This is a genomic window from Streptomyces sp. DSM 15324 (assembly GCF_001514285.1).
GTDB lineage: Bacteria > Actinomycetota > Actinomycetes > Streptomycetales > Streptomycetaceae > Streptomyces.
In genome coordinates, this window is the sequence record NZ_KQ949024.1 from 256405 (window position 1) to 272488 (window position 16084).

Below are 16084 nucleotides of genomic sequence, written 5' to 3' on the forward strand. Positions count from 1 at the left end.
CCACCCGGGGCAGCACCACCACCCGGGGCAGCACCACCACCCGGGGCAGCACCACCACCCGGGGCAGTGCCGCCTACGGAGGAGTCCGTAGCCGAGGCAGGGCCACCGCCCGAGGCGGGACCACCCACGAGGGGGTCGGTGACCGGGACGGGATTGCCGCCGGGGGCACGAGTGCCTACGGAGGAGTCGGCGCCCGGGGCAAGACCGGCGCCCGGGCCAGAGCCGCCCACGACGGAGTCCGCAGCCGAGACACGACCGCCGCCCGACTGGGGACCGCCCGCGACGGAATCGGCCTCCACGGCAGGGCCACCGCCGAGGACACGACCGCCCACGGAGGGATCGGAGCCCCGGTCCCGTTCCCGCGCCGCCCGCAGGGCGCGCCGTGCGGCGTCGGCCGGGCGTTCGGCCGCCGTGTCGTCCGCTCCGGACGCCGCCGCCGGCTCCCCGTGCTCCTCCCGCTCACTCATCACGCCTCCCTCCGCAGTCGCACCAGGTCGGTCAGTTCGCTGTGGGTCAGTTCGGTGAGGGCGGCCTCGCCGGAGCCGAGGACGGCGTCGGCCAGGGCGCGCTTGGAGGCGAGCATCTCGGCGATACGGTCCTCGACCGTGCCCTCGGTGATGAGGCGGTGGACCTGGACCGGCTGCGTCTGGCCGATGCGGTACGCGCGGTCGGTGGCCTGTTCCTCCACCGCGGGGTTCCACCAGCGGTCGAAGTGCACGACATGGCCCGCGCGCGTGAGGTTCAGGCCGGTGCCCGCGGCCTTGAGGGAGAGGACGAGGACGGGGGTGGCGCCGGCCTGGAAGCGGTCCACCATGTGCTCGCGCTCCGGGACCGGTGTGCCGCCGTGGAGCAGCTCCACCGGGATCGCCCGGTCGGCGAGGTGGGCGGTGATCAGCCGGGCCATGCCCACGTACTGCGTGAAGACCAGCACCGAGCCGTCCTCGGCGAGGACCGTGTCCAGCAGCTCGTCGAGGAGGGCGAGCTTGCCGGAGCGGGCGGCGAGCCGTTCACCGACGGAGGCGGTCTCCTCCTTCAGGTACAGCGCGGGGTGGTCGCAGATCTGCTTGAGCGCGCCCAGCAGCTTGAGCACCAGGCCCCGGCGCGCGATCCCCTGCGCGGTCTCGATGGCGAGCAACGACTCGCGCACCACCGCCTCGTACAGGGAGGCCTGTTCACGGGTGAGCGGCACCGGGCGGTCGGTCTCGGTCTTGGGCGGCAGCTCGGGGACGATCCCGGGGTCGGACTTCTTGCGGCGCAGGAGGAACGGGCGGACCAGGCGGGCCAGGCGCTCCACCGCCTGCGCGTCCTCGCCGTTCTCCACGGCGCGCGCGTGCCGGGCGCGGAAGGACTTCAGGGGTCCGAGCAGGCCGGGCGTCGTCCAGTCCAGCAGGGCCCACAGCTCGGAGAGGTTGTTCTCGACGGGGGTGCCGGTGAGGGCGACGCGCGCGGGGGACGGGATCGTGCGCAGGGCCTTCGCCGTCGCCGAGTAGGGGTTCTTCACGTGCTGGGCCTCGTCCGCGACGACCATGCCCCACGGCTGGGCGGCCAGTGTGGCGGCGGTGGAGCGCATGGTGCCGTACGTGGTGAGGACGAAACCGCCCGTCAGGCCGGCGAGGGAGCGGCCCTGGCCGTGGAAGCGGCGGACGGGAACGCCCGGGGCGAAGCGGGTGATCTCGCGCTGCCAGTTGCCCAGGAGGGAGGCGGGACAGACCACGAGGGTGGGCTCGGCGCGGTCCCGCTTGAGGTGCAGGGCGATCAGGGTGATCGTCTTGCCGAGGCCCATGTCGTCGGCGAGGCAGCCGCCGAGGCCGAGGGAGGTCATGAGGTCCAGCCAGGCCAGGCCGCGGAGCTGGTAGTCGCGGAGGGTGGCGTGCAGTCCGGGGGGCGGGTCCGCCGGGTGCACCCCGGCGGTGAGGCGGTCGCGCAGGGCCGCTAGGGCGCCCACCGGGACCGCCTCGACGCTCTCGCCGTCGACCTCGGCGGTGCCGGTGAGGGCGGCGGACAGGGCGTCCACCGGGTCCAGCAGGCCCAGTTCGCGTCGGCGGGCCTTGCGGACCAGCGCCGGGTCGACCAGTACCCACTGGTCGCGCAGCCGCACCACCGGGCGGTGCGCCTCGGCCAGCGCGTCCATCTCGGCCTCGCTGAGCGGGTCGCCGCCGAGCGCCAGCTGCCAGCGGAACTGGAGCAGTTCCTCGCTGTCGAAGAAGCCGGTGCCGTCGGTCGCCGAGCCCGGCGCGGGCCGGACCACCGCGGTGGCGCTGAGGTCCTGCGCCAGGTCGCGTGGCCAGTGCACGGCCACCCCGGCCGCCGCGAGCCGGGTCGCCGCCACGCCGAGCAGATCGCTCAACTCGTCCTCGGACAGGGCCAGTACGTCCGGCGTGTCCTGTTCGGCGAGCCGGGCCAGCGGCGGCCACACCCGCGCCGCGCGCCGCACGGCGAGGGCCGCGTCCACGCGCGCGCGGGGTCCGAAGGACGGGTCCGCCTCGCCCGCCCACAGGGCCGCCGCGTCGGTCACCAGGGTGGGGTCGGCGAGGCTGTGCACCTGGACGATCGCGGCGCCGGCGGCGCGCCCCCGGCGGCCGTCCTCCGACGTGTCGAACATGTCGTACGCGGACAGGTCGAGGCGGAGCGAGACGCGCACGCCCGCGTCCATGCCGGCGGCGACCTCGGCCGCCCAGTCGTGCGCTCCGGGCAGCCGCTGGGGGCGGCGGTCGGCGAAGGCTCTCCCGGCGGCGGCCGGCGCGGCCGGGGTGCGGGGCAGGGTGTCGGCGACGGCGTCCAGGAAGGCGCGCAGCAGCGCTTCCGGCTGCGGCAGCCGGAGCGGTCCGGGGCCGGGCAGGGGGACGGCGTGTCCCTCGTGGGGCAGGGCGGCGGCGATCGCGCGCAGATGCGCGACGTCCTCCGGGTCGAGCGGGCCGGCCCGCCAGGCGTCATGGCCGCCGGGGGTCAGACCGGGGAGCAGCCGGCCCCGGGCGGTGAGCCGCAGCGCGTGCAGCGCGGCCGCGCCCCAGCAGGCGGTGGCGGGGTGGGCGGCGGGGTCGCGGCGGGCGTGCACCAGCAGCGGGAGCGCCCGGTCCAGGGGCAGGGTCAGGGCGGGGACCTGTGTGCGGCGGACGGTGGAGCCGTGCGGGCGGACGACGGTCAGCTCGGTCCTCTCGGCCACCTCGGCCGTCCCGGCCCCCTCGGCCGACCCGGCCGTCTCGCCCCCTGCCCCGCCGCCCGGGCCGTCCGGGCCGTCCGTGGGTGGCGTGGGGTCCCAGAAGACCACGCGGCCCTCGCGCGGCAGCGGGGCGGGCAGGAAGACCGCGGCGAGGCGCACCGGGACGCCCGCCCGGTCCGCCGGAGACCTGTCGCCCCTACCCATGTGTCCACCTCCCGCCCGCGTCCCGGATCACTCGTCTTCGACTCTACGGGCGGGGTCTGACAATCGGTCCCGGCGACCGGCCCCGGGGCCTAAGGGACCGTGCGCGAGACGACGTACACGAAGGGGTAGACGGGGTTGCCGTAGTTCACGACGACGTCCAGGGTGGGCGTGGGGTTCTTCTTCTGGACGACCATGCCGTAGAACTGGCCCGTGCGGGCGCCCGGTCCCTTGAACCGCCAGCCCGTGATGCCCTGGTCGCGGGCGCTGATGGTGATGGCGCCCCGCTCGAGGGCGGTCCGGTCGGCGCCGATCTGGCGGAGGAACTGGTCGAGACCGGCGTGCGTGGTCTGGAACTGCACATAGAGCCGGCTGGTCTTCCAGTTGTTCGTCTCGTAGTAGGCGACCTGGTTGGACGGGTGCGGGACCGGCACCTGGTAGAGGCGGCGCTGGACCTTGGAGGGCCAGCCGGCGGTCAGGCCGGTCGCCGAGTACTTCGCCTCCTTGTCCTTGCCGCTGTCCCGGCTCTGGTTGGCGGAGATCACCAGGTACCCGGCCGGGACGCCGATGAGCAGCACGATGATCAGCAGGGTGAGCGCCCGGCGCCGGATCACATGGCGGCGGTCCTCCGGCGGCCGGGGCGGCTCGTCGGGAGGCGCCGCCTGGCGCGGCAGCGAGGCGGTCATGCGGTGTCCCTGGTGGTGCGGGTGGTGCCGGTGGCGCGACCACTACGGGCGGTGCCGGTGGTGCCGGCAGTACCGGTGGCGCGGGCGGTACGGGTGGTGCCGGCGGTACGGGTGGTGCCGGCGGTACGGGTGGTGCGGGCCCCGCGGCCGGGTCCGGCCGCGGGGGTCGTACAGGGTGGTGCCTCGGTCATGCCGTGTCCCGGGTGCGGCGGGCGGCGTCCGTGAACCGTTCGAAGCGCTCGTAGCGCTCGACGCGGCGCCGCTTGGCGCGCCGGAAGCGGCGGGCGACCAGGCGCGCGAGGTCCGCGGCGCCGACCATGCCGGCCTCGGGGCCGAGCTGGGCGCGGACGATCCGGGCCTCGGGGCGGTAGCCGCGCCCGGTGAGCTGGCGCTTGAAGGCGTCGCGCGCGGGGCCGATGAGCAGCTCGTCGGCGGCCGACACACCGCCGCCGATCACGAAGCAGGAGGGGTCGAGCGCGGCGGCCAGGTTGGCGATGCCGACGCCGAGCCACTGGCCGATGTCCTGGAGCAGCTCGATGCACATCGCGTCGCCCTCGCGGGCCAGCTCCGTGATCATGGGGCCGCTGATGTCGCCGATCTGCCCCTTGACGTGCTCGATGATCCCGTACGCCACCGGGGAGTCGGCGGCGGCCAGCTCCTTGGCCTCCCTGACCAGGGCGTTCCCGGAGCTGTACTGCTCCCAGCAGCCGCGGTTGCCGCACGGGCAGCGGTGGCCGCCGGGCACGACCTGCATATGCCCGAACTCCCCCGCGACGCCGTACTTGCCCCGCTTGACCTGGCCGTCCTCCAGGATCGCGCCGCCGATGCCGGTGCCCAGCGTGATCATGACGAGGTGGTCCTCGCCGCGGCCCGCGCCGAAGCGCCACTCCGCCCAGGCGGCGGTGTTGGCGTCGTTGTCGACGAGGACGGGGACCGAGAGGCGGCCGGAGAGGCGGTCGCGCAGCGGCTCGTTGCGCCAGGACAGGTGGGGGGCGAACAGGACGCGGTTGCGGTCGGCGTCGACCCAGCCGGCCGCGCCGATGCCGACGGCGTGCACGTCGTGCCGGTCGGAGAGGTCGAGGACCAGTTCGACGATGGTGTCCTCGACGACCTTGGGGCTCTTCGACTTGTCCGGGGTCTCGGTGCGGACCTTCTCCAGGATGTTGCCGTCGGCGTCGACGACGCCCGCCATCACCTTGGTGCCGCCGATGTCGATGCCCACCGTGGGCACGCGGGGCGCCGTCAGGTGCGAGCGGCGCTCCCTGGTGCCCACTGTCCGCAGTGCGGGGGCACGCCTGGAGCCGATGGGGGCGCTGAAGTTGCCGTAGGTGCTCATCGTCGCCGATTCTGCCTCACCCTCCGGGAGAGTGCCGAGCCGGGCGGAAAGGGGGCTGGTGTGCGTCGCGGGGTGCGGGTACGTCGTGGCCGGTCGCGCCGTTGTCCGCCCCTGCGGCTCGACCGTGCGGCCCGGTGCCGCCGGGACGAGCGGACTCAGGAGCGTACGAGCAGCTGGAACTCGAAGGAGTAGCGGCTCGGGCGGTAGATGTGGTCGCCGAACTCGACCGCGCGGCCCGTGTCGTCGAACGTGGTGCGCTGCATGGTGAGGAGGGGGGCGCCGGGCTCCTCGGCGAGGCGTTCGGCCTCGGCGGGGGTGGCGGCGCGGGCGCCGATGGACTGGCGGGCGCTGTGCAGGGTGATCCCGGCGGCCCGCATCAGGCGGTAGAGGCCGGTGGCCTCCAGCTGGCCGGTGTCCAGGTCGAGCAGGCCGCCGGGGATGTGGTTGCAGAGGTACGCCATCGGCTCGCCGTGCGCGAGCCGTAGCCGTTCCACCCGGTGCACCTCGCTGCCCTCGCCGACCGCGAGCGCGGCGGCCACCTCGGCGGAGGCGGGCACGACGGTGTTGACCAGGACGGACGTGGCGGGGCGCTGGCCGGCCGCCTCCAGGTCGTCGTAGAGGCTGCTGAGTTCCAGGGGGCGCTTGACCTGGCTGTGCACGACCTGGGTGCCGACGCCGCGGCGGCGCACCAGCAGGCCCTTGTCGACGAGCGACTGGATGGCCTGGCGCACGGTCGGGCGGGACAGGCCGAGGCGCGCGGCGAGCTCGATCTCGTTGCCCAGGAGACTGCCGGGGGTGAGCGATCCGTGCTCGATCGCGGCCTCCAGCTGCTGGGACAGCTGGAAGTACAACGGCACCGGAGAGCTTCGGTCCACTCGGAGTTCGAGCTGCACGGTCGGGTCCACTTCTGGTTTCGGCACCCGCCGAGCGTAGCCCCGGGCGCTGATGACGGGAAGTTGTGTAGTTCGGTTGTCCGGACATACGGATTGACATCGTGTGGCCTGCGAGGTCACTTTGTTTTCATGCGCATCGGGGTCATCGGGACGGGCCGCATCGGCACGATTCATGCGAACACACTCAGCCGTCACCGCGAGGTCGGATCCCTGATCCTGACGGACGCGGACCCCGCGCGGGCGCAGGAGCTCGCGCTGCGGCTGGGCGAGACGGCCGCCCCCGGGGTGGACGAGATCTTCCGCTGGGGCGTGGACGCGGTCGTGATCACGACGGCCACCTCGGCGCACGCCGAACTGATCGGCCGGGCGGCACGCTCCGGGCTCCCGGTCTTCTGCGAGAAGCCCATCGCGCTGGACCTGGCCGGGACCTTACAGGCGATCGGCGAGGTCGAGGCCGCGGGAACGGTCCTCCAGATGGGGTTCCAGCGCCGCTTCGACACGGGCTACGCGGGCGCCCGGGAGGCCGTGCGGTCCGGTCGGCTCGGGCGGCTGCACACCGTGCGGGCGCTGACCTCGGACCAGGCGCCGCCGCCCGCGGAGTGGCTGCCGCTGTCCGGCGGGATCTACCGGGACGCCCTGATCCACGACTTCGACTGTCTGCGCTGGGTGACCGGGCGCGAGGTGCGCGAGGTGTACGCCACCGGGTCCGACGCCGGTCCCGCGATGTTCCGGGCGGCGGGAGACGTCGACACTGCCGCGGCACTGCTCACCCTCGACGACGGCACGCTCGCCACCGCCACGGCGACCCGGCTGAACGGCGCCGGCTACGACGTCCGGATGGAGCTCGCCGGGGAGCGCGACCAGATCGTGGTCGGTCTGGACGACCGTACGCCGATCGCCTCCACCGAACCCACCGGTCCCCCGGCCGCGGACAAGCCCTGGGGCGGTTTCCTGGAGCGCTTCGCGCCCGCGTACGAGGCGGAGCTCATCGCCTTCGTGGAGGTGCTGCGCGGCGGGCGGGCCAACCCGTGCGACGGGCGGGAGGCGTTGCAGGCGTTCCGGATCGCGGAGGCCTGTGACGTCTCGCGCCGGGAGCGCCGAGCGGTGTCCCTGGCGGAGATCCCGGGAGCCTGACCCGGACCACGGAGCCTGACCCGGACCACGGAGCCTGATCCGGACCACGGAGCCTGATCCCGACGACAGGAACGCCCGTGCTCACTGCACCTGGTGTCCGTCCTCGCCGTCCAGGAGGCCCGCGTCGTACGCCAGGAGGGCGATCTGCACGCGGTTGTTGAGGCCGAGCCGGGCCAGGATGCGGGAGACGTGGGCCTTGACGGTGGCCACGCTCATGAAGAGCGCCGCGGCGATCTCGGCGTTGGACAGACCCCGGCCGACCGCCACGGCGACCTCCCGCTCGCGCTCGGCGAGGGCGGTGAGCCGCTCCCGCGCGCGGGTGCGCCGGGTGTCGGCGGTGGAGCCGGCCGCGTGATCCATGAGCTGGCGGGTGACGGTCGGCGAGAGCACCGGATCGCCGCCCGCGACCCGGCGCACCGCGTCCAGGATCTCGGCGGGCGGGGTGTCCTTGAGGACGAAACCGGCGGCTCCCGCGCGCAGGGCGCGCAGCACCTGCTCGTCGGCGTGGAAGGTGGTGAGGACCACGACCTGCGGGGCGTCCGGGCGGCGGCGCAGCCGTTCCGTGGCGGTCAGGCCGTCCACGGCGGGCATGCGGATGTCCATCAGGACGACGTCGGGGCGGACACGGTCGACCAGCGTCTCGGCCTGTCCGCCGTCGGCGGCCTCGCCGACGATCTCGATGTCGTCGGCGCCGCCCAGCATGAGGCGCAGACCGGCGCGCACCAGGGGATCGTCGTCGACGAGGAGCAGTCGGATCGCAGTCATGGCCTTACACAACCACGGTTCGCGAGGGGGACGACGACGCGTGCGGTCGCGGGGTTCGCCCGGCCGGCGCGTGCGGTCGCGGGGGCCGTCACCGGACCGCCTGCGGCCACGGCAGCCAGCCGCGCACCTCGAAGCCGCCGTCGTCGCGGGGCCCGTGCGCCAGCCGTCCGCCGGCCAGGGTCGCGCGTTCGGTCAGCCCGATCAGGCCCTGGCCGGATCCGGGGACGGGCGGGACGTCGCCGTCGGGAGCGGCGTTGCGTACGAGGACGGTGAGGCCTTCGCCCGGGCCGCCCTCGACGGTGACCTCGGTCTCCGCGCCCGGCGCGTGCTTGCGGGCGTTGGTGAGGCACTCCTGGGCGATGCGGTAGGCGGTGCGGCCGACGGAGGCGGGTACGGCGGCGGGCTCGGTGACGCGCTGGTCGAGGGTGACCTTCAGACCGGCCTCGCGGGACTCGGCGACGAGGGCGTCCAGGGCGGCCAGCGTGGGTTGGGGGCGTCCGCCGTCGTCGGACTCCCCGGCCCGCAGGACGCCGATGATCTCGCGCAGGTCCTGGAGGGCCTCGTGGGCGCTCTCCCGGATGACGCCGGCGGCCCGCGCGATCTCCTCGCGGGGCGCGTCCGGGCGGAACTCCAGCGCGCCGGCGTGGACGCTCAGCAGGGTCAGCCGGTGGGCGAGCACGTCGTGCATCTCGCGGGCGATGGCCTCACGCGCCAGCCGCTGCGCCTGCTCGGCCCGCAGCCGTGCCTCCGTCTCGGCGCGCCGGGCCCGGTCGCGCAGGCTCAGCATGAGCTGTCGTTTGGACCGGACGAACATGCCCCAGCCGATGACCGCGCCGGTGAGGATGCCGGTGAACACCACGGCCCCCGGGTAGGGCAGGTCGGGGTCGGGGCGCAGCCAGAAGAACAGCGGGACCAGTGCGAGGTCGGCGCCGCCGACGAAGGCCACGTACCGGAAGGGGCGGTGCACCGCGAGGGTGAACAGGGCGACCATGCAGGCGCCGCCCGCGGTGTTGGAGAGGAAGCCGACGGGGACCATCGCCACGGCGAGGCCGAGCGGCCGGCGGCGGCGGATCCAGAGCGCGGCGCAGGACAGCACACCGAGGAGCTGGTCGGTGACGAGCAGGGCGCGCGGCATGTCCTCCTCGCTGCCGAGGCTCTGAGCGGCGAGCACGCCGACGACGACCGCCAGCAGGAAGCAGGTGAAGTCCACGACCCAGTCGCGCGCGGTGCGCCGGGGCGGCCGTCCGGACCGCTCGGCGTCCGGGTCGAGCTCGGCGACCAGCGCGGAGGGCAGCAGCCAGGGGCGGCGTACGAGCCGCGGCGCGGTGTGGAGCGCGTCGGGTGTCCGTGCCGCGCCGTCCTGTCCCCTCATGGCCGACCAATCTACGCAGCGAGGAGGGCCGATACCTCCCTCTCGGCGCGGACTTGGACGAAGGTCGCGCCCTCGTCTACTTTCGGCCCGCGCCGCCCGGCCGCCGCGCGCCTTCCGCCCCGGCCGCCCCGCCCCACGGCCGATGCGCACGACGGCCCCGCGCGGTGAGGCTCGTCGCCATGAAGGAGTTCCTGGAGGTACTCGGTTTTCTCGCCCTGGTGCAGGGGGTCCTGGGCCTGGTGCACGAGTTCACCCACTGGCGGGTGGGACTCGTGCAGCGGGTCGGCTTCCTGGACGGGTACGAGGTGTACGTGAGCGGGGCGCTGGTGGTGCTGGCGGTCACGCTGTTCGCGGCCGCGGAGAGCCGGGGGCGGGACTGACCGGCCGCAGGGGCGGGACCGACCGGCCGCGCGGGCCGGTCAGCCGCGCGCCTACCAGGAGCCGTACTGCCGCGACGGCTGCGCGGAGTGGTCGCCGGCTGCCTGGTACGGGGCCGCGGGCGTCGCGGGGTGGAAGTCGTCGTCGCCGAGCATCATGTCGGGGTCGAACATGACGATGACCGCGGCGATCAGCAGGACCGCGAGGGGGCCGGCGAGCATGACGAGGAGGAAGGACAGGAGGCTGGTGGAGGACTGGGCGACGGCGGACGTGCCAGTGAGGTGGACGGAGACCGCGGCCATGCCGGTGTAGTGCATGCCCGTCACGGCCACGCCCATGACCAGGGCCGCGCCCAGGCTGGACCAGAGCTTGTGGATGGAGACCGCCGCCCAGAGGGCCGCGGTGGCGGCGCCGATGGCGATCGCCACGGACAGTCCCACCGTCACGGCGTCGTAGTGCAGGGTGCCGTTGGTGTGGATGGCGCCCATGCCGAGGTAGTGCATGGCGGCGACGCCGAGGCCGGTGACCGTGCCCGCCGTCGCCAGGTTCAGCGGGGAGCCGCCCCGGTAGCCGACGAGGAACACGCCGAGGGCGACGACGACGATCGCGACGACGAGGCTGAGGAGCGTCTTCGTCGTGTCGTAGCCGACCAGGGCACCCTGGACGCTGAAGCCGATCATGGCGATGAAGTGCATGGTCCAGATGCCGCAGCCGATGGCGACGGCGCCCAGCGCCAGCCAGGCGGCCCGGCGGTCCGGGCGGCGCAGCGACCTCGTGGTGCACCGCAGCCCGAGCGCCGCGCCCAGACAGGCCATCAGATACGCGGAGACCGGGGTCACCGCGCCGTAGTAGAAGTTGGAGACGGTCGCGGTCATCGAGGATCCCTTCACGTGCGTTTCGGCTCGGCCGGCGGCCCTGACCCGGGCGCACGGCAGTCCTGATAGGGGATGCAGGACACGGGGGATCCGGTCGATCAGATCAAGCCACCTGGCCGAGTTGTGCATGATTCAACCACACAAAGCACACACGTCCTCCACATTGCGCATCTGTTCGCCGAATCGATACTTCGGCTTCTGTCACCCGAAACGATGCCCAAATCGCCCATTCAGGACGGATGGACGGGCCGAGGGTGGGCGACCGGGTGAGGCACCGGCGGACGCGCACCCACGAGGCACGCACCCACCTTCGCTCACCCGACCACATTTCTGGAAACCCGGATATCTGGTTTTATTCACGCGCCACAAGGTCGAACTGATATGCGGGTGCAATTGGTCGCGCTTTTCCGGGGGCGGGTGGGCCTCGCGCGCTCGACGAGAGCGCTGTATGCGCCCTGCCTGCGCGAGCCGGCCTTACGTTACCTTCACTTCGTGGACGCAAACCGGCCACAGTATCACCGCCCTCGGGAGGTGAAACGGTCCGGCGTTGCCACTGCATCCGTCCGGGAATGTCGAATCACTGCGATGGGGGGCCTTATGGACATGCGCTACGAGGCGTTTTCGTATGCCGATCCGGTGTTCTACGACTCACCTGTCCGCTGGGCGACGGTGGAGGAGTTCGACGCCGTCGGGGAGCCGTTACCGGCCGGCTGGGCCGGCCACGCACGGGACGTGTGGGTGGGGCGGCAGCTCGCGGACGCCGAACTCCCCGACCAGGGCTGGAAGATCCATGTCTCGGCATGCATGGACAACGCGGAGCACATCCTGTCCGTGGTCTCCGCCTACTGCTTCGAGAACCGCGTGGCGTTCAAGTTCCTGCGCAGCCCGGCGCTGGTGCAGACCCAGAACGCGAAGTACGCCTCCCGGGGTTCGAGCGGGAAGTTCATGACGCTGTACCCGGTCGACGAACCGGCGCTGGAGCGATGTCTTCACGACCTCGACGCGGCCCTCGCGGGACAGCGGGGACCGTACATCCTGAGCGATCTGCGCTGGCGCGAGGGACCCCTGTACCTGCGCTACGGCGGGTTCACCGAGCAGTTCTGCCGCTCGGAGACCGGCGAGCTGGTCCTGGCGCTGCGCGAACCCTCGGGCCGGCTGCGGCCGGACGTGCGGCGCGCCGTGTTCGAGGTGCCCGACTGGGCTCCCGTGCCGGGTGTCCTGGCCGAGGCGCTGGCCGACCGGGCGAGAGCGAGCACGGCCGAGTTCGGCTACTCGGTGGAACGGGCCCTGCACTTCTCCAACGGCGGGGGCATCTACATCGCCCGGCCCGCCGGCGGGGGCGAGGAGGTGGTCCTCAAGGAGGCCCGCCCGCACGCCGGGCTCGACCAGCGCGGGGACGACGCCGTGCTCCGGCTCGGCAGGGAACGGGACATCCTCCACCGGCTGGACGGGGTGTCCGCCGTACCCGCCGCCCTCGACTACTTCACCGCCTGGGAACACCACTTCCTGGTCCAGGAGTACGTGGAGGGCGAGCCGCTGAACCGGTGGTTCGGGCGACGCTATCCCCTGGTCCACCCCGATCCCGACCAGACGGACGTCGACCGCTACAGAGCGGAGGCGCTCCAGGTCCTGGAGGGCATCGAGGAAGGCCTGCGCGCCATCCACGACCGCGGGGTCGTCTTCGGGGACCTCCATCCGCGCAACCTGATCGTCCGTCCCGACGGACGGGTCTGCTTCATCGACTTCGAACTCGCCTCCCCCGTCGACGCGTTCGTCAGACCCGGACTCGGCGCCGCCGGCTTCGCCGCCCCCGCCGACCTGCACGGGTTCGCGATCGACCGCCACGCCCTCGACGCCCTGCGGCTGTGGATCTTCATGCCGCTGATGCAGCTGACGTCGCTGGACACGGGCAAACGGGCGCAGCTGGCCGCCGCCGCGGCGGACCGCTTCGGACTGCCCGCCCCCGCCCCGGCCCCACCGCCCTCCGGGCCACCCCCTTCCCCCTGCGGGCCACCGGAGCGCGAGGCGCTCACCGCCCTCTTCAGCGGCGACCGCACCTCATGGCCCGCCCTGCGCGACTCGATGGCGGCGGCCATCACGGCCAGCGCCACCCCGGAACGCACCGACCGGCTCTTCCCGGGCGACCCGAACCAGTTCACCCACGACGGTCTCGGGCTCGCGTACGGCGCCTCGGGCGTGCTGTGGGCCCTGCACTGCACCGGCGCTCCCGTCGCCGGCGACCACGTCCAGTGGCTCCTGGACGCCGTCGCCCGCGAACCCTGCCGCCCCGGTCTCTACACCGGCTCGCACGGTGTCGCCCTGGCGCTCGACCGCCTCGGCCACGCCCGGCAGGCGCACAACCTCCTCGACCGGCTGCTGAAGGACCCGCCGGACGGCCAGGGCAGCGATCTCGCCGGCGGACTGCCCGGCATCGGACTCACCCTGCTGCACTTCGCCGGCACCACCGGGGACGCCTCCCTGCACGCCGCCGCGGCCGACACCGCCGCACGCCTCGCCGACCGCCTGCGGGCACCCTCCGGCGAGGGCGGACCACCGACCGCCGCGCGCAGCGGGCTGATGCACGGCAGCACCGGAGCCGCCCTGCTCTTCCTGCGCCTGTACGACACCACCGGCGACCGTGACCTGCTCGACCTCGCGGAGCTGGCGCTCGGCCGCGACCTGGACCGCTGTGTCCTCGGCGAGGACGGCACCCTCCAGGTCGACGACGGCAGCAGGGTGCTGCCGTACCTGGAATCGGGCAGCGCGGGTATCGCCGCCGTCCTCCACGACCAACTGCGCCACCGCCCGGATCCGGCCCTGCGGCAGAGCCTGGAACGCATCCGCGGCGCGGCCGAGCCCGAGTTCATCGTCCAGCCCGGACTGTTCAACGGGCGGGCCGGACTGATCTGGCTGCTGTGCCTGCTCCAGGACGACAGCGGGGTCCACGACCGGGTGATCCAGCGTCACATCCGACGCCTGGTGTGGCATCTGATCCCCTATCAGGGACATGTGGCCTTCCCCGGCGAGCAGCTCCTGCGGCTGTCGATGGACCTGGCCACCGGCTCCGCCGGCATCCTGCTCGCCCTCGGATCGGCCCTCGCCGACACCCCGGCGCTGCCCTTCTGGCAGCGGGCGGCCTGACACCCCTGCGGTGTCCCCCTCTGCGAACCACCGTTCGCAGCCCAGAGTTTCCGGCGACCGCCGGGAAGCAGAAGCACCACCCGAAGTGACAGGAGTACACCATGTCCATCCTCAGCCTGCAGGCCCTGGAGACCACCGAAGAGACCACCGAGTACATGTCGGTGATCAGCTCCCTCTCCGCGGTGAACTGCACCAACAGCACCGTCAGCACCCTGCTGTGCCTGTAGTCGGCACCCCCGGGGCCGGTGCGCCCCACCACCGGACGGCCGGGTGACCGGACGGCCGGATGAACAGAGCCGGCCCGGGCTGAGCTAGAGCCCGGGCCGGCGCTCATGTGCCACCCGTTCGGACCGTCCGTCCCTCTCCCGCAGGAGCCTTGTATGCGGCACGGCCTCACCACCACCGTACTCCGACTGTGGTGGCCCACCGCGCTCGCGCTGTCCGTGGCGGCCGGCTCGCTGGCCGCGCTGCTCCTGCCCGCCGCCGTGTCACGGGCCGTGGACCGGGCCCTCGCCGGTGGCGGCGGCGCGGGGGTCGTCCCGCTGGCCTCGGTCGTCGGACTCCTGACGGTGGCGGAGGCCGTCGCGCAGTACGCGGGACCGCGCGCCACCGCCGAGACGACGGCCCGGCTGCGCACCGCCCTGGTGCGGCACGTCATGGCCGGCGGTCCCCACCCCGCACGGCAGACGGCGACCGGCGACCTGGTGGCCCGGCTCACCGCCGGCACCGCGGAGGCCGGGCTCGCCGGTCAGGCGATCGTCTACGCGGTCGCCCAGCTCGCCATGGCGACCGGTGCCGTGGTGGCCCTCGGACTGCTCGCCCCCGAACTGGCCGCCGCCTTCCTGGTGACCGCTCCGGCCGGCTGGCTGCTGCTGCGCCGGCAGCTGCGGCGCACCGTGCGGCGCGGTACGGGCTATCAGAGCGCGCAGGCCGCCGTGGCCGCCCGGCTGCTGGACGCCCTCGCGGGCAGCCGCACCATCGCCGCCGCCGGAACCGTCGAGCAGGAGATCGAGCGCGTGCTGCGACCGGTGGCCGAACTCTCGCGGCACGGCCGGGCGTTGTGGGACAGCCAGCGCCGGGTCGCCTGGTCCACCGGTCTGCTCGCGCCCGCGACCCAGATCACCGTCCTCGCCGTCGCCGGGCACGAACTGTCCACCGGGGCGCTCAGCACGGGCGAGTTGATCGCCGCGCTCGGCTACACCGCCCTGGGTCTCGGCGGGTTCGGCACGGCACAGAGCCTGCTGGACCTCGCCCGCGCCCGGGCGGGACAGGCCCGGGTGTCCGAGGTGCTCGACACCCCCCGGGGGCCGGTGGGGCTGCGCGCCCTGCCGCCGGGTCCGGGACGGGTGGAGATCCGCGAGGTCACGGTACGGCGGTCCGGGCGGGCGGTCCTGGACCGGCTGGAGCTGGTCCTCCCGGCGGGCACCTGCACCGCGCTGGTGGGGAGTTCGGGGTCGGGCCGCTCGCTGCTGGCCGCGGTCGCCGGCGGACTGCTGGTCCCGGACGGGGGCCTGGTGCTGCTGGACGGCGTACCGCTGGACGAGATCCGTCCCGCGGACCTGCGGGCCGCCGTCTCGTACGCCTTCGGCGACCCCGCGCTGACCGGGGTCACCGTCCTCGACGCCCTGACGGCCGCGGCGGAGCCGGTCGGTGCCGCCGACGCCCGCCGGGCCGCGCGCGCGGCGCAGGCGGACACCTTCGTGCGCCGGCTGCCCGCCGGTTACGACACCCCTCTCGCCGACGCGCCCCTGTCCGGGGGACAACGGCAGCGGGTGGGGCTCGCGCGCGCCCTGGCCCGCGACTGCCGGCTGCTCGTCCTCGACGACGCCACATCCAGCCTCGACACCGCCACCGAGGCCGCGGTGCTGCACGCCGTGGACGCCTCCCACGGGGACCGCACCCGGCTGATCGTGACCCACCGGACGTCCACGGCGGCCCGGGCGGACGCGGTGGCCTGGCTGGACGCAGGACGTATCCGGGCCCTCGCCCCCCACCACGTGCTGTGGCGGACACCGGCCTACCGCCGCATCTTCACCGGCACGGGGGACTCCGACGGGCCGGGGGACTCCGGCGACTGAGGCCCGTACGGCCGGCCGCCGACCGGACCCGACCGACCGGACCGGACCCGTCCGGACCGCAGCGG

At 74.0% G+C, this 16084-nt stretch carries 13 protein-coding genes; 5 read left to right on the forward strand and 8 right to left on the reverse strand.

The window, feature by feature from the left end; all coding sequences use genetic code 11:
• Positions 1-466: 466 nt before the first annotated feature.
• The 5 genes from AQJ58_RS07390 to AQJ58_RS07410 all read right to left on the reverse strand — a co-directional run bounded on the left by AQJ58_RS07390 (position 467) and on the right by AQJ58_RS07410 (position 6276).
• The gene (locus AQJ58_RS07390; RefSeq protein WP_067246316.1) at positions 467-3364 is read right to left on the reverse strand and encodes a DEAD/DEAH box helicase; all 2898 of its coding nucleotides are present in this window, start codon (positions 3362-3364) and stop codon (positions 467-469) included.
• An 89-nt stretch (positions 3365-3453) separates the two neighbouring features.
• A complete protein-coding gene (locus AQJ58_RS07395; RefSeq protein WP_067246319.1) occupies positions 3454-4047 on the reverse strand; it encodes a sugar kinase in 594 nt (197 codons plus the stop codon).
• Positions 4044-4238: a hypothetical protein gene (locus tag AQJ58_RS43255; protein ID WP_067246322.1), complete on the reverse strand. Its 195-nt coding sequence runs from the start codon at positions 4236-4238 to the stop codon at positions 4044-4046. Before AQJ58_RS43255 ends, AQJ58_RS07395 begins: the two co-directional genes overlap by 4 nt.
• Positions 4235-5383, reverse strand: coding sequence for an ROK family glucokinase (locus AQJ58_RS07405; protein ID WP_067246325.1), 1149 nt, complete (start codon positions 5381-5383; stop codon positions 4235-4237). Before AQJ58_RS07405 ends, AQJ58_RS43255 begins: the two co-directional genes overlap by 4 nt.
• A 155-nt stretch (positions 5384-5538) precedes the next feature.
• Entirely contained in the window at positions 5539-6276 is a 738-nt protein-coding gene (locus AQJ58_RS07410) for a GntR family transcriptional regulator (RefSeq protein ID WP_199844557.1), read from the reverse strand.
• Positions 6277-6405: 129 nt separating this feature from the next.
• Here AQJ58_RS07410 and AQJ58_RS07415 point away from each other — a divergent pair, with 129 nt between their 5' ends.
• Positions 6406-7410 (forward strand): Gfo/Idh/MocA family protein, encoded by a 1005-nt coding sequence (locus AQJ58_RS07415; RefSeq protein WP_067246332.1) that lies wholly within the window; start codon positions 6406-6408, stop codon positions 7408-7410.
• An 81-nt stretch (positions 7411-7491) separates the two neighbouring features.
• On the opposite strand, the gene AQJ58_RS07420 is transcribed toward AQJ58_RS07415, so the two are convergent.
• On the reverse strand, positions 7492-8175 hold the full coding sequence (locus AQJ58_RS07420; RefSeq protein WP_067247679.1) for a response regulator: 684 nt from the start codon (positions 8173-8175) through the stop codon (positions 7492-7494).
• A gap of 88 nt (positions 8176-8263) precedes the next feature.
• Positions 8264-9547: a sensor histidine kinase gene (locus AQJ58_RS07425; protein ID WP_107121987.1), complete on the reverse strand. Its 1284-nt coding sequence runs from the start codon at positions 9545-9547 to the stop codon at positions 8264-8266.
• A 179-nt stretch (positions 9548-9726) separates the two neighbouring features.
• Here AQJ58_RS07425 and AQJ58_RS07430 point away from each other — a divergent pair, with 179 nt between their 5' ends.
• The gene (locus tag AQJ58_RS07430; protein ID WP_067246335.1) at positions 9727-9927 is read left to right on the forward strand and encodes a hypothetical protein; all 201 of its coding nucleotides are present in this window, start codon (positions 9727-9729) and stop codon (positions 9925-9927) included.
• A gap of 51 nt (positions 9928-9978) precedes the next feature.
• Here the strand turns inward: AQJ58_RS07430 and AQJ58_RS07435 are convergent, their stop codons facing one another.
• Positions 9979-10800 carry an MHYT domain-containing protein gene (locus AQJ58_RS07435; RefSeq protein ID WP_067246338.1) on the reverse strand — a complete coding sequence of 274 codons (822 nt, stop codon included), beginning with the start codon at positions 10798-10800 and terminating at the stop codon, positions 9979-9981.
• A gap of 585 nt (positions 10801-11385) precedes the next feature.
• Here AQJ58_RS07435 and lanKC point away from each other — a divergent pair.
• From lanKC to AQJ58_RS07445, 3 genes are all read left to right on the forward strand, one after another.
• The gene (lanKC, locus tag AQJ58_RS07440) at positions 11386-13941 is read left to right on the forward strand and encodes a class III lanthionine synthetase LanKC (protein ID WP_234359984.1); all 2556 of its coding nucleotides are present in this window, start codon (positions 11386-11388) and stop codon (positions 13939-13941) included.
• A 101-nt stretch (positions 13942-14042) separates the two neighbouring features.
• Positions 14043-14168 (forward strand): SapB/AmfS family lanthipeptide, encoded by a 126-nt coding sequence (locus tag AQJ58_RS42360; RefSeq protein ID WP_107121988.1) that lies wholly within the window; start codon positions 14043-14045, stop codon positions 14166-14168.
• A 153-nt stretch (positions 14169-14321) separates the two neighbouring features.
• Complete coding sequence (locus tag AQJ58_RS07445) at positions 14322-16019, forward strand: ABC transporter ATP-binding protein (RefSeq protein ID WP_234359985.1); 1698 nt, start codon at positions 14322-14324, stop codon at positions 16017-16019.
• The last annotated feature ends 65 nt before the right edge of the window (positions 16020-16084 follow it).